Source organism: Sphingomonas taxi, assembly GCF_000764535.1.
GTDB classification, from domain to species: domain Bacteria; phylum Pseudomonadota; class Alphaproteobacteria; order Sphingomonadales; family Sphingomonadaceae; genus Sphingomonas; species Sphingomonas taxi.
The window spans coordinates 3,580,649-3,594,534 of sequence record NZ_CP009571.1 but is presented as its reverse complement, the minus strand read 5'-3'; the positions used below and the strand labels follow the sequence as shown (position 1 = coordinate 3,594,534).

9 protein-coding genes and 1 tRNA gene are annotated in these 13,886 nt (G+C 67.3%); 3 read left to right on the top strand and 7 right to left on the bottom strand.

Features of this window, described 5'->3' with window-relative positions:
• Window positions 1-11 precede the first annotated feature (11 nt).
• Window positions 12-3,011: a TonB-dependent receptor plug domain-containing protein gene (locus MC45_RS16435; RefSeq protein ID WP_038665482.1), complete on the bottom strand. Its 3,000-nt coding sequence runs from the start codon at window positions 3,009-3,011 to the stop codon at window positions 12-14.
• 234 nt (window positions 3,012-3,245) lie between these two features.
• Between MC45_RS16435 and MC45_RS16430 the strand changes: the two genes are divergently transcribed.
• Both MC45_RS16430 and MC45_RS16425 read left to right on the top strand, forming a co-directional pair.
• A complete protein-coding gene (locus MC45_RS16430) occupies window positions 3,246-4,418 on the top strand; it encodes an alpha/beta hydrolase (RefSeq protein ID WP_218916677.1) in 1,173 nt (390 codons plus the stop codon).
• A gap of 130 nt (window positions 4,419-4,548) precedes the next feature.
• Window positions 4,549-7,533 carry a glycosyl hydrolase family 28-related protein gene (locus MC45_RS16425; protein ID WP_038667715.1) on the top strand — a complete coding sequence of 995 codons (2,985 nt, stop codon included), beginning with the start codon at window positions 4,549-4,551 and terminating at the stop codon, window positions 7,531-7,533.
• A gap of 287 nt (window positions 7,534-7,820) precedes the next feature.
• On the opposite strand, the gene MC45_RS16420 is transcribed toward MC45_RS16425, so the two are convergent.
• Window positions 7,821-7,911, bottom strand: a tRNA-Ser gene (locus tag MC45_RS16420).
• An 87-nt stretch (window positions 7,912-7,998) separates the two neighbouring features.
• Here MC45_RS16420 and MC45_RS16415 point away from each other — a divergent pair.
• The gene (locus tag MC45_RS16415) at window positions 7,999-8,850 is read left to right on the top strand and encodes a peptidylprolyl isomerase (RefSeq protein ID WP_038665476.1); all 852 of its coding nucleotides are present in this window, start codon (window positions 7,999-8,001) and stop codon (window positions 8,848-8,850) included.
• 4 nt (window positions 8,851-8,854) lie between these two features.
• Here the strand turns inward: MC45_RS16415 and MC45_RS16410 are convergent, their stop codons facing one another.
• The 5 genes from MC45_RS16410 to MC45_RS16390 form a co-directional block, all read right to left on the bottom strand.
• Window positions 8,855-9,442, bottom strand: coding sequence for an ABC-type transport auxiliary lipoprotein family protein (locus tag MC45_RS16410; protein WP_038665473.1), 588 nt, complete (start codon window positions 9,440-9,442; stop codon window positions 8,855-8,857).
• Between the two features lie 4 nt (window positions 9,443-9,446).
• The gene (locus tag MC45_RS16405) at window positions 9,447-10,409 is read right to left on the bottom strand and encodes an MlaD family protein (RefSeq protein ID WP_038665471.1); all 963 of its coding nucleotides are present in this window, start codon (window positions 10,407-10,409) and stop codon (window positions 9,447-9,449) included.
• The gene (locus tag MC45_RS16400) at window positions 10,409-11,314 is read right to left on the bottom strand and encodes an ABC transporter ATP-binding protein (protein WP_038665469.1); all 906 of its coding nucleotides are present in this window, start codon (window positions 11,312-11,314) and stop codon (window positions 10,409-10,411) included. Before MC45_RS16400 ends, MC45_RS16405 begins: the two co-directional genes overlap by 1 nt.
• Entirely contained in the window at window positions 11,314-12,414 is a 1,101-nt protein-coding gene (locus MC45_RS16395; protein WP_038665466.1) for an ABC transporter permease, read from the bottom strand. The genes MC45_RS16400 and MC45_RS16395 overlap by 1 nt, the downstream gene beginning before the upstream one ends.
• An 82-nt stretch (window positions 12,415-12,496) precedes the next feature.
• Entirely contained in the window at window positions 12,497-13,762 is a 1,266-nt protein-coding gene (locus MC45_RS16390) for a DUF445 domain-containing protein (RefSeq protein WP_245640752.1), read from the bottom strand.
• Between the last annotated feature and the right edge of the window lie 124 nt (window positions 13,763-13,886).

Sequence of the window (13,886 nt, the reverse complement as noted above, 5' to 3'; positions counted from 1 at the left end):
GGGGGGACGGTTCAGAACTTGAAACGGACGCCGGCGCGGTAGACGCGGCCGAGCACGTCGTAGAGCGCGGGATTGACGAAATACGGCGAGCGCGCCGGATCGCGGTTGAACACGTTGTCGACCTTGAAATAGGCGGTCATCGCCGAGGTGAGATTGTAGGTCCCGCCGACGTCCATGTAGAAGGCACCGGGGATGAAATTGGTGTCGATCGTCGGACGGTTGTTGGTCGAGACCGGGCAGCCGGTCGTGCACTCGACATATTGATGGCCGAGCACGCCGTCGCTGAACCAGCGCTCCTGCACCAGCAGCGAGAAATCGTCGGTGGCATAGGTCTGCACCGCGAGCCACTTCCAGTCGGGCGTGTTGCCGATGTTGGCGCCGGCGCTGTCGACCGGGATCGTACCGGGCAGGCCGGTATCGGTGACGAAGCTGCGGATGTTCGTCGCCAGCGCCCGCAACGTCAGGCTGCCGGGCAGTCCCAGCGGCCGTTGCCAGCGATAGCTCGCCTCGATGTCGAACCCGTCCGTCTCGATCGATGCGAGATTGAAGGCCTGGACGTTGATGAAGTTCGGACCCGCATTGTTGTTCAGGTTGAAGGCGCCGCAGGTTTCCGGCGCGATGTTCTGGAAGCACAGGTTGACGATGTCTGCCGCGCCCAGGCTGGATATGACGTCGGTGATCTTGATCTTGTAGTAATCGACCGACAGGCTGAGCCCCGGCAGCGCCTTCGAGCCCGAGAAGGCGATCCCCAAGGTGGTGTTGCGGGCGATCTCCGGCGTCAGGTTGCGGTTGCCGATCGTGTTCTGGATCGCCAGCACGTTGACGTTGCGGAAGGGATCGAAAAAGCCCGGCAGCGTGGTCGTCACCGGCGCGGCGAACAATTCGGACAGATTGGGCGCGCGCACGTCGCGCGAGGTGACGCCGCGCACCCGCAGGCCGTCCAGCGGCAGGTCCCAGGTGCCGCCGATCTTCCACGCCCATACCGTTCCGGAGGTGCTGTAGTCGGTGACGCGCACCGCGCCGTTGACGTTGGCGCGCCCGGCCAGATCGGAGTTGATCAGCGGCAAATCGGCCTCGACGAAGGCTTCCTTGACGCTGTAGGCGCCGTTGCCGTTCTTGTAATTGCCCGCATACCAGTTGTTGCCGCCCGCGAGCAGCGTCGGATCGGCGGGATAGGCCGCATCGGCGGGCGTGTTGGCGAAGCCGGCGCCATAAGGATCGGCACGCACGGTGTAGAATTCGTGCCGGAATTCGCCGCCGAAGGCGACCGAGACCGGTCCCGCCCACGACGAAAAGGGCGATCCCGAGAAGTTGAGGCTGATGACGTCCTGCGTCTGCCGCGTCCGCTGCCGCGGCCCGTTCTCGGGCATGATGTACGACAGCGCCGCCTGGGACGGATTGCCGCCGAAGATGTTGAGCGGCTGACAGCCGTTGGCGCGCGCCACCGCATTGGCGCAGACGATCGCGCCGTTCAGCGTCGTCGCGTTGATCGCCTGGTTGAAGCGGTTGGACAGCAGGATGTTGTTGACGTCGATGTTCGAATAATTGGTGCCATGTTCGTAATAGATGTCGTAGCTCCACTCCGAGCCGGCGACGGGCTGGCGGCCTTTCGCGCCGGCGACGAACCGGTATTGCCGACGATCGGTGAACACCTGCGTGCTGCCGAGCGCCGCGTTGCTGGTGCCATATTGGAAATTGGTGATCCCGGCGGTGGCGCAGGCGGCCTGCACCAGCGCGGGTACGAAGGGATTGGCGCACTGGATGGTGAGATTGGGGCGATTCTGCCCGCCCACCGGCTGGTTGCTGGTCTTCACCTGACCGATGTTGGCGGTGGCGTAGATCTCGCCGTTGGGCGCGAAGTCGAAGCCGATCCGGCCGTAGCTGTTGACCCGCTGGATCTTCGACTGGAGCGTCCGCCCCGCGTCGACGTTGCCGGACAGATCGCCGCCCAGACAGAAGCCGGGGTAACAGCCGTTGACGTTGCCGGCCGCGTCGCGCGCCGGAACGCCGTTCGAGCCATAGTTGAACTGGAACGGATTGCCGCCCTGATCGAAGGCGATACCCTGTAACGGCCCCGCCGTGATCAGCCCGTATTTGGTGTAATTGTACGGCTGGGCGAAGTCGCGGAACAGATATTGCGGCGAACCGTCATTGACGACGTTGCGGTTGATGAGCGTCGACTGGCGGAACCAGTCACGCCCGCCCGCCAGGCCGATGCCGAAGTCGCCGCCGCCGACGCCCTCCTCATGCGCATATTCGGTGCTGGCGATCAGGTGCAGCCGATCGTTCAGCGCGCTGGTGCCGGCCGCGAGCTGGACGAGCACCTGCTCGTCGTCGCCATAGGTGGTGATGCCGCCCTGAACGTTGCCGCGGATGCCCTTGAACCGGGTGTCGGTGATGAAATTGACCACCCCGCCGACCGCATCCGAACCGTAGGAGGCGGACGCGCCGCCGTTGACGACGTCGACGCGCTTGATGAGCAGTTGCGGGAACAGGCTGATGTCGGGAACGCCGGTCACGTTCGCGCCGACCACGCGCTGGCCGTCGAGCAAGGTCAGCGTGCGGATCGCGCCGACGCCGCGCAGCGAGAAGGAGCTGAGCCCCTGCTGCCCGCTCGAGGTGCTGAACGTGCCGACCGACGTGCCGGTCGAGCCTTGCAGCGAGGGCAATTGCGCGATCGTGGTGAAGACGTTGGGCTGTGCGTTCGCGGCGATCGCGGCCGAATCGATGATCGTGGTGGGCGTCGGCGCGGTGAAGCCGCCGGTGGTGATGCGCGATCCGGTGATCACGATATCCTCGGCCGGCGTATCCTGGCCGGCTGCTGCCGCGGACTGCGGGTCCGCCTGGGTGATCGTGCCCCCTGCCGCATCCGCCGACTGACCGCCGGCGTCCGTCTGGACCGGCGTGGCGCGCTGGACGTCGACCGGGGCCGGCGTCTGCTGCGCCGCTGCCGGCGTGCAGACGAGCCCGATGGCGATGGCGGCGACGCTCGCCGAGCCGATCCCTCTCATTCGCAAACGCGATCCGCCAGCACGGTTCAACATGGCCTCTCCCTTCCTGTCCAGATGTATCTGGTAACGTTACCATCACGTGTCGTGGGATTTGGGCCGGCTGTCAATACTCCCACATTACAAATGATTGCCCGGCCTGATGACGATCGGACGGAGGGTCGGCAAGCGACGCATAGGTCATTGACAACAAGGCGATATTAGATGCGGATATGCTTCTTTGAGGGAGGATGTCTGGTGAAGATCGCTCTTGCTGCGATGCTGGCCGCGGCCATGATCGCTCCTACAGCTCTGGCGCAAACCGCCGTGCCCGCGGTGGTCGAGGATTTCAGGCCCTCGACGCTGAACCAGCCAGGGCAGAGCTATCCCCAGGTCAATTCGCAGGGCTTCGTCCGCTTCAAGATCACTGCGCCCGAAGCGAGGAGCGTCAAGGTCAGCCTCGGCCTTGGCGGGCGCGGCGGCACGGTGCTCGCCAAGGCGGCGGACGGATCGTGGACGGGCACGTCGGAAGGCCCACTCGACCCGGGATTCCATTATTACCACCTGACCGTCGATGGCGGGACGTTCAACGATCCGGGCACGCTCAACTTCTACGGATCGACGCGCTGGGAGAGCGGCATCGAGATACCGGCCGACGATGCCGAATTCTACGCCCTGAAGGCCGTCCCGCACGGCCACGTCGAACAGATCCTGTTCCCGTCGCCGAGCACGCAGACGCAGCGTCGCGCGTTCGTCTACACGCCGCCCGGCTACGACGCCGGCAAGCCGACGCGCTATCCGGTGCTCTACCTCCAGCATGGCTGGGGCGAGGACGAGACCGCCTGGTCCAATCAGGGGCACGCCAATCTGATCATGGACAATCTGATCGCGTCCGGCCGAACGCGGCCCTTCATCATCGTCATGACCTACGGCATGACCAACGACATTAGGCCGGGCAGTCCCGGCGGCCTCGCGCGCTTCGACATCAAGCCGTTCCAGACCGTGCTGGTCAACGAGCTGATCCCTTACGTCGATGCGCACTTCCGCACCCTCGCCGACCAGCGCCACCGTGCCATGGCCGGGCTGTCGATGGGCGGTTTCGAGACCAAGCTGATCGCGCCGAAGCACCTCGACACCTTCGCCTATATCGGCCTGCTGAGCGGCGGGACCATGTCGCTGAACGACGTCGACAAGACGCCGGGATACCGCGAACGCGTCAAGCTGACCTTCGTCAGCTTCGGCAGCCGCGAGCTGGACGGGGGACGCACCGGTCCGCCCGGCGGCCCGCGCGTCGATCCGCGCGCGAATGCCGATGCGCTGAAGAAGGCCGGCATCAACAGCGTCTTCTACGTCTCGCCCGGCACCGGTCACGAATTCCTGTCGTGGCGACGGAGCCTGCGCGAGATGGCACCCCTGCTGTTCAAGGACTGAAGCCGATCCGACCTTCCGAAAATACCAATGAATCTACGACCTTACGACGGATTGCGCGCCCCCGCCGCGCGGCATAACCCAGTCCGCGAACGGATCGGTCCCGGGAGAGCATGAGTTGAAAGCCTTCGTGATGCTGGGCGTCGCCCTGGCGAGCATCGCCGGTCCCGCATATGGGGCGTCCTCGTCGGTGTACGTCACCCGTCCGGACGAGCCACGGGCGATCACGGTGAACGGCGTCGGCGATGGCGTCGCCGACGATGCCGCGGCGATCCAGCAGGCGATCGATGCCGCGGCGAGGACCGGCGGCGCCAAGGGCGGCATCGTCTTCCTGCCGTCGGGACGCTATCGGGTCGGTCGCACCATCCTGATCCGTTCCGCGGTCCGGGTGTTCGGCATCGGCAAGACGCGCCCGGTGATCGTGCTCGGCGACAACACGCCGGGCTTTGCGGACGGTATCGCCGCGGTGGTGAGCTTCACCGGCGACGATCAATACCGGTCGGGCAAGCCACCGATCCCGCCGCCCACCACCCGCCCGTTCGACCCCGCCGTGTTCGATGCGACCCAGACGACCTTCTATTCCGCCCTCTCGAACGTCGACTTCGCGCTCGGCCAAGGCAATGCCGGCGCCGTCGCCATCCGCTTCCGCGTGGCGCAACATGCCTTCGTGCGGCACGCCGACTTCCAGCTCGGATCCGGCCTCGCCGGCATCTACCAGGCCGGCAACGAATGCGAGGACCTGCGCTTCTACGGCGGTCGCTACGGCATCATCAGCGAAAAGACGTCGCCCGCCTGGCCGTTCACGCTCATCGATTCCGAATTCGAGGGGCAGCGCGACGCCGCGATCCGCGAACACGAACTAGGCCTGACGCTGGTCAACGTCTCGATCCGCAACACGCCGGTCGGCATCGAGATCGATCGCGGCTATTCGGATTCCCTGTGGGGCAAGGACGTCCGCTTCGAGAACGTGTCGCGCGCCGCCGTGCTGATCTCCGAAGAGAAAAGCGTCTTCACCCAGATCGGCTTCGACCATGCGATCGGCATCAACACGCCGACGTTCGCGCTGTTTCGCGACAGCGGCAGGACGCTGGCAGGCCAGGGCAGCCGCTGGCTGGTCAAGGACTTCTCCTACGGGCTGAAACTACCCGGCCTCGGTGCCGTCGGCGACTATGCGACCGACCTCAGCATGAGCCCGCTGCCCCGGGTGCCGACGCGGCGCGCGCCGGCGATCCGCGCGCTGCCGCCGGTGCGCGAATGGGCCAACGTGCGCGACGCCGGCGCGCGGGGCGACGACAGCACCGACGATACCGCCGCGCTCCAGCGCGCGATCACCGCGCATCGCGTCGTCTACCTGCCGATCGGCCGCTACCGGATCACCGATACGCTGAAGCTGCGGCCGGACAGCGTGGTCATCGCGCTGCATCCCGATCTGACCCAGATCACGCTGGCGAACCGGACGGAAGGCTATGCGGGTACGGGCGCCGCCAAGGCGATGGTGGAGAGCGCCCGCGGCGGCAATGCGATCGTCTCGGGGCTCGGCCTGTGGGCGGGGGCGATCAACCCGCGTGCGACGGCGCTGATCTGGAAGGCCGGCGAGGCATCGCTGGTCAACGACGTCCGCATCCACGGCCCGGTCGTCCTGGCGGGCGGCAAGCCGACCGGCGTCAACGAACCCGGCGCACGGATGGATTCGCAACATGCCAGCATCTGGGTGACCGATGGCGGCGGCGGCACCTTCGCCGCGATCTGGACCCCCAACGGACTCGCGTCAAGCGGCTTCATGGTGTCCGACACCAAGACGCCGGGCTATGTCTACGAGCTGTCGGCGGAGCATCACCTCAAGAACGAGATCGTGCTGCGCAACGTCGAGAATTGGCAATTCCTGGGGCCGCAGACCGAGCAGGAGGTCACCGACGGGGTCAATGCGGTGTCGACCGAGTTCCACCATTCGCGCAACATCCTGTTCGCCAATTACCACAGCTATCGGGTGACGCGGTCGGCCAAGCCGATGGACACGGCGGTGCGGCTGTTCGATTCGGGCGACATCCGGTTCCGCAACGTCCACGTTAACGCGGACAACAGCTTCGCGCATTGCGACGCAAAGGGTTGCGGCACCTTCTCGCGCGCCAGCAAATATCCGTTCGAGAATGCGATCAAGGATTACACGCGCCGGCAGGAGGTGCGCGAGCGCGAGTTCGCCAGATTGGACGTCCCCGCCACCGCGGCAGCCGCGGCCACTGAGTCCGGCGTCGTGGTGACGCCGGGCATCCGGAAACTGGCGGACGGCTTCTATTCGGTCGCCGGCGGCGCGGTCGATGCCAGCGGCAAGCTCTACTTCATCGACCGCTTTCAACACCGCATCCATGGCTGGTCGCAGGAGGAGGGATTGTCGCTGCTGACGGATACGCCGCTCGACCCGGTGAATCTGGCGGTCGCCCGCTCCGGCGACCTGATGGTGCTCTCGTCGGCGGGGACGGACGCCAGCGTGTACAGCATCGATCCCGCGCATCCCGAGCAGATCCGCACGATCCCCGCCACCCCGGCGCGCAGAAACGGCGACGCGGCGACGCTGTTGCCGGTCAACGTCTATGCCAATGGCGAGTTCGCCGATCGGCTCGATCCCAAGACCTATGCCTTCCCGCCCCTGTCCGCATTCTTCGTGGACAAGATGGCCGAGGCCAAGCCGCAGGAATATGTCTCGCCCGACGGGTCGCTGGTGCTGCCGGCGTTTCGCGTCTGGAACCAGAGCACGGCGGACACTCTCGGCTGGCGCTGGTCGGACTCGCTCGACGCTTATGGATTGGTGGCCGCGAAACAGGGTGAGCGCGTGGTCCTGACGAATGCATCGGAAAACCGGACGTACAGCGGACTGGTCGGCATCGGCGGACAATTGACCGACCTGAAGGTGGTAGCAGACCGTGGCGGCGAAAGCGTCGCGCGCGATGACGCCGGGACCCTCTACGTCGCCAACGGGCAGGTGTTCGTCTACGGCGCGGACGGAAAGCTCGAGCGCCGGATCGACACCCCCGAGCGGCCATTGCAGCTATTGATCGGGGGGAAGGACAAACGCACGCTGTTCATCCTGACCCATCACGCGCTCTACGCCATGCCGCTTTGATGGCGACGGCCTGATCGATCGATGCGTCTAGGAAGAACGATCTTGATTGGCTGACGCCTGCGGGGCTGATCGCAGGCGTGGACCTGAACTTGCCGCTCATCGCAAGAAGATTGGACATTCCGAACCGCTCGGCGAGCCTTTCGATCATCGGCGCGCGCTCGCCTAGCGCATCAAGGTCAGCGACGACGAGGCCGGCATCATGGGAGCAAAGCGACCTACTCAGGACGCTCGTAACGGCGCAGGGGGAGAAATCTGTGCCGATCGGCGTGCCCGGTCAGGTACTGAAGTGGCGGAGCGGGAGGGATTCGAACCCTCGATACGCTTTTGACGTATACTCACTTTCCAGGCGAGCGCCTTCGACCACTCGGCCACCGCTCCGCATGTCCTGGAAAGGCGCGCGTAGCCGGTCCGCATCCGGGCTGCAAGTGATTGCGTGATCGGCGCGCCTGGGCCAGTCTCGCGGCCATGCTGAGCCTGCTCCTTCTCGCCGCCGCGCCGCCGCCCCAGGCCGCCCCCGCCGCCTCCCCCGCCAACCCGGTCGAGGCCGACTGGCACGCGGTGCCCGACGACGAATTGCTGGTGATGACGCTCGCCACCGGCAAGCAGGTCGTCATCCGGCTCGCGCCGGGCTTCGCCCCCGCGCACGTCGCCAACATCCGCACGCTCGCCCGGGCGCGCTGGTGGGACGATGCCAGCGTCTATCGGGTGCAGGAGAATTGGGTGGCGCAATGGGGCGACGCCACCGAGAAGAAGCCGCTGCCCGCCGGCATCACCGATCATCCCGCCGCCGAGTTCGAGATCGCCGCCTTCCGGCCCGCGGTACGGATGACGAAGGCGGACAGCTATTCGACCGCGAGCGGCATCACCGCGGACGGCTGGCCGGTCGCGACCAACGGGCGGCAGGCGTGGCTGACGCATTGCTACGGCATGGTCGGCGTCGCGCGCGACGCCTTGCCGAGCACCGGCTCGGGCGCCGAACTGTTCACGCCGATCGGCCAGTCGGCGCGGCGGCTCGATCGCAACTATACCGTCGTCGGGCGGATCGTCGAGGGGATGGGGTATCTGTCGGGCCTGCCGCGCAGCGATGCGGCGATGGGCGTCTATGCGAGCGCGGCGGAGCGGCTGCCGATCGTCTCGGTGCGATTGGCCAGCGACATGCCCGCGGGCGACCGGCCGCATTTCCAGTATCGCAGCGCCGACAATCCACGGTTCGCCGCCGCGGTGGCCAAGCGCGAGACCCCCGACGCGCCGACGGTCGGGCTGGGCGGCGCGGCGGTGTGCGACGTGCTGCCGACGGTCCGGCGCACGCCGCGCTAGCCGATCAGCTCGCGGCGACCCAGGCGGCGACCTCGACCGCGACCTGGTTGGCCGCCTGGCTGATCGCCGGGCCGGCGCTCGCCGCGTCGATCGCGGTCACCGGGACGCGTGCCTCGAACCGGCGCTTCTCGACCGTCTCCTTGCCGGCACGGGTCAGCGACGCATCATAGGTCACCACCGCCTCGCGCGTCGTCGCGTCGAGGCCGAAGCGGCGCAATTCACCGGCGAGCGTCGCGCTCGGGTCGGCGATCGACTGGACGGTCGAGAGCACCACCATGTTGCTGCGCGCCGACACCGTATCGGACAGCAGCCGCGCGAACAGCCGTGCCGGCGGCTCGGCCCATAACGCGTCCTTGACGTAGGCGATCGTCGTCGGCGTCGCCTGCACCGGCACCCGTCCGCCGGCGATCGCGGTCGGCGTCGACGGTACCTGGATGGTGATCGAGCGCGTCTTCGCCGAATTCTGGTCGGCACCGACCGCGGGCGCCGAGGTCGCGTCGAGCGTCAGCAGCGAGGGCGGCGGCTTGGCGCCGAAGCTGATGCAGCCGGCGAGCGGCAGCGCCGCGGCGAGGAGGAGAAGCTTGGTCTTCATGATCTCACTTGCCCTTGTAATCGGGGAGCTTCTGCTGGCCGATCAGCGAACTGGCGCCGCCCTGATCGACCTTGTCGGCGATCGACGACAGCGCCGTCGCGGTGACGCGCAGGTCGCGGACCAGCCGGTTCGCCTCCGGTATCGTCTGCTTGGAGAAGGTCTGGAGGCCCGGCCGCGCGTCCTGGATCGCCGAGTTGAGCGTCTCGGCGCTCTGCTGCGCCGAGGCGATCGCCTTGTTGAGGTTCTGCATCGTCGGCTTGACGTCCTCGGCGAGCAGGCCGTTGGTCGTCTCGGCGAGCTTGCCGATCTGCTGCGAGGCGTCGCCCGCCTGCTGGATCGCGATGCGCGTCTGCGCCAGCGTCGCCGCGATCTCCGGCCCGCGATCGGCGAGCGCGCCCGACAGACGGTTCGTATTCTCGAGGATGCCGGCGATCGACGCCTGGTTGCGGTCAGTCAGCAGCCCGGTCAGCCGCTCGGTCAGCGTCGACAGCCGCTCGAGCAGCTGCGGCGCCGAATTGAGAATCGCGCCGATGCCGCCCTGCTTGGTCGGGATGACCGGCACGCCATAGGGGCATTGCGTCGCATCGGCACGCTCGGGGCAGACGATCGGTGGCGCGCCCTTGCGGGCGCCGTCGAGCGCGACGGTACTGGTGCCGGTGAAGCTGCCCTGGATCGTCGCGGTGGTGCCGAGCAGGATCGGCGTCTCCTCGTTGACGGTGACGCGGACGCGGACGAACTGCGGATCGGGCTTCCACAGCGCGATCGTCTTGACCTGGCCGGTGGGAACGCCGGAATAGGTGACCGTCGATCCCTTCGCCAGACCGTCGACCGACTGTTTGAAGAAGATGTCGTATTCGCGCTCGGTGGCACCGCCGAGCCGGGCGATCCAGATCGTGAAGATCGCGAGCGCGGCGAGCAGGATCAGCACCACCGCGCCGACGATCACATGGTTGGAACGGGTTTCCATCAGTCGGTCCCTACAGGGGGTCGGGCCGGTTCGGCCGGTTCGGTGGCGGCGGCCGGACTTGCCGCGATCTGCTGCGTCTTCACTTCGGTCGGATGCTGTGACGCGTCGGCATGCGCTTCCTGGGTCGCGATCGCGGCGCGGCCGCGCGGACCCTTGAAATATTCCTCGATCCACGGATGGTCGAGCGCGAGCAGTTCGTCGATCGTGCCGACCGCGATCACCTTCTTGTCGGCGAGCACCGCGACGCGGTCGCAGATCGCATAGAGCGTGTCGAGATCATGGGTGATCAGGAAGACGGTGAGCCCCAGCGTCTTCTGCAACGATTTGGTGAGGCCGTCGAACGCCGCCGCGCCGATCGGGTCGAGCCCCGCGGTCGGCTCGTCGAGGAACAGCAATTCGGGATCGAGCGCGAGCGCGCGGGCGAGGCCGGCACGCTTCTTCATGCCGCCCGACAGTTCGGCGGGGTATTTGGGGCCGGCGTCGGGCGACAGGCCGGTCATCACCACCTTGTAGGCGGCGATCTCCGCCATCAGCGCGGGGTTGAGGTCGCCGTAGAACTCGCGCAGCGGCACCTGCACGTTCTCGGCGACGGTCAGCGTCGAGAACAATGCGCCGCCCTGGAACAGCACGCCCCAGCGCTTGCGGATGTCGGTCGCCTCGGTCTCCTCGCGGCCGATCGTCGGTTCGCCGAAGACGGTGATGTCGCCCTCGACCGGCGTCTGCAGCCCGATGATCGAGCGCATCAGCACCGACTTGCCGGTGCCCGAGCCGCCGACCACGCCGAGGATCTCGCCGCGACGCACGTCGAGGTCGAGATTGTCGTGGACGACCGCGTCGCCGAAGGCGTTCTTGAGGCCGCGCACCTGGATGATCGGTGCGTCGTCCTGCGGCTCGCGCTGCGCCATCAGTTCCACCCCACCCAGGTGAAAAACACCGCGAAGAAGGCGTCGAGCACGATGACGAGGAAGATCGCCTGCACCACCGCCGAGGTGGTGCGCAGGCCGACCTGTTCGGCGTCCGATTCGACCAGCATGCCCTGGAAACAACCGGCGATGGCGATGATCGCACCGAACACCGGCGCCTTGATGAGACCGATGTAGAGGTCGGTGATCGGCACGACCTCGCGGATGCGCTGGATGAAGGTGACCGGCGGGATGTCGAGCGACACCCAAGCGAGCAGGCCGCCGCCGATGATCGCGATCAGCGAGGAATAGAAGCCGAGCAGCGGCATCAGCAGCACCGCCGCGATCGTCCGCGGCAGCACCAGCGCCTCCATCGGCGAGACGCCGATGGTGCGCATCGCGTCGATCTCCTCGGTCAGCTTCATCGTGCCGAGCTGCGCGGCGAAGGCCGAGCCGGAGCGGCCGGCGACCATGATCGCGGTCATAAGTACACCAAGTTCACGCAAAGTGAGCCGGCCGACCAGATTAATGGTAAATACTTCTGCCCCAAATTGGCGGAGCTGGACCGCGCCCTGCTGGGCGATGACGATGCCGATCAGGAAGCTCATCAGACCGACGATGGCGAGCGCCTGGACGCCGACCACCTCGAACCGGTGCACCGTGGCGTTGAAGCGGAAACGGCTGGGATGACGCACGACGTTGACGAAGGCGATCGTCGTCGCGCCCATGAAGCCGAGCAGGCCGTACAGCGTACGCAGCGTGATGATGACCGCATCGCCGATCTCGCCGAGCATCTTGCTGAAGGCGTTGCGCGCGTGCGGGGCCAGCGCCACCGGCCGGTCGGCGGCGACCACCGAATCGAGCAGATAGCGGCCGTCCTCGTCGAGCCCCTCGATCGCCGCCTCGTGGCGGGTCGCGAGGCGATGGACGACCCAGGCGCCGACGGTGTCGATCCGGCCGATGCCGCTGAGATCGATCCGCTCGACCGGGCCGCTGATCGCGTCGAGCCGGTCGGGCAGCGTGCCGAGCGTCCGCAACAGCAGATCACCGGAAAAGCGAAGGGTTCCGCCGCTGTCCTGCTCGAATTCGGCTGTGGCGCTCATCGCTTGCGCTTGTGCGGCAAGTTCCGATCCACGGCAAGGCGTTTATCATACGGGACGGTTGGGTTGACCGGACAGCGCGGGTTCACAACAGCACGTCGACGGCATGGATGGCGAGGCCGACCAGACCGCCGACCAGCGTGCCGTTGATGCGGATATATTGCAGGTCGCGACCGACCGCATTCTCCAGCCGGCTGGTGATCGTATCGGCATCCCAGCCGCGCACCGTCTCCGAGACCAAACGGACGATGCCGTCGCCATAATCCGCGGCGATGCCGACCACGGCGCGGCGGACGAAGCGGTTGATCGTATGCGACAGCCGCGGGTCCTGCGTCAGCGTCTGGCCGAGCTGGCGCAGCATGTCGCCGAGCTGGCCCTGCATCGCCCCCTCGGGATCGCGCGCGATGCGAAGCAGGCCCGCGCGTGCCGACTCCCAGAGCCCGTCGAGCCAGCGCTGCATCGCCGGATTGGCGATCAGTTCGACCTTCATCGCCTCGACGCGGGCGCGGGTGGCGGGATCGAATTGCAGGTCCCAGGCGAGTCGGTCGAGCCCCTCCTCCGCCTTGAGGCGCAGCGGATGCTGCGGATCGTCGGCCATGTCGGCGACCAGTTTGTCGAGCCCGGCGATGAGCTTGTCCGCCACCCTCTCGTCGAGCCCGGTCCAGCGCAGGATCGATCCGGCGCGGTCGTGGACCATCTGGCGGATGAGATGCTCGTTGGCGGCGAGCGCCTTCGCTCCCCAGCGGATCGCGCCGTCGAGCAGCGGCGCGTGGCGCTGTTCGGCGAGCGCGGCCTGCATCACCCGGCCGAGGATCGGCGCGACCTCCGTCTCGCGCAGCCGGGCGGCGATGCCGGCCTTGACCATGCCGCCGAGCCGCTGCGGATCGAGGCCTTCGAGCACCTGCGCGACGAGCTTCGACGCGCCCTGGCGGAAACGGCCCCCTGCCCCCTCGGGCGGATCGGTGAGCCAGCGCGCGATTGCGGTGGCGACGTCGACGCGGCGCATGCGCCGGCCGATCACCGCGGGCTGGAGGAAATTGGTGCGCAGGAATGCGGCGAGCGTGTCGCCGATCCGGTCCTTGTTGCGCGGGATGATCGCGGTGTGCGGGATCGGCAGGCCGAGCGGGTGGCGGAACAAGGCGGTGACGGCGAACCAGTCGGCGAGCCCGCCGACCATCGCCGCCTCGCCGAACGCCTGCGCGAACCCCCAGCCGGGGTGCGTCGGGGCGAGCTGGCGGCTGACGAGGAACAGCGCCGCCATCGCGACGAGAAGGCCGACGGCGATACGCCGCATCCGGACCAGCGCGGGCGGTGCCGCCTCGGTGGTGCTGGCGCGGGGGAAGGCTGTCATATGCGAAACAATCCCCGAGCGCGGGGGAAGTTCAAGTGGATGGGGCGATTGGGATGGCGCGGCGTCGGTCGATACCGCTTGTTCCTATGTCCTCCCCGCGCAGGCGGGGATCCATATACGCTGA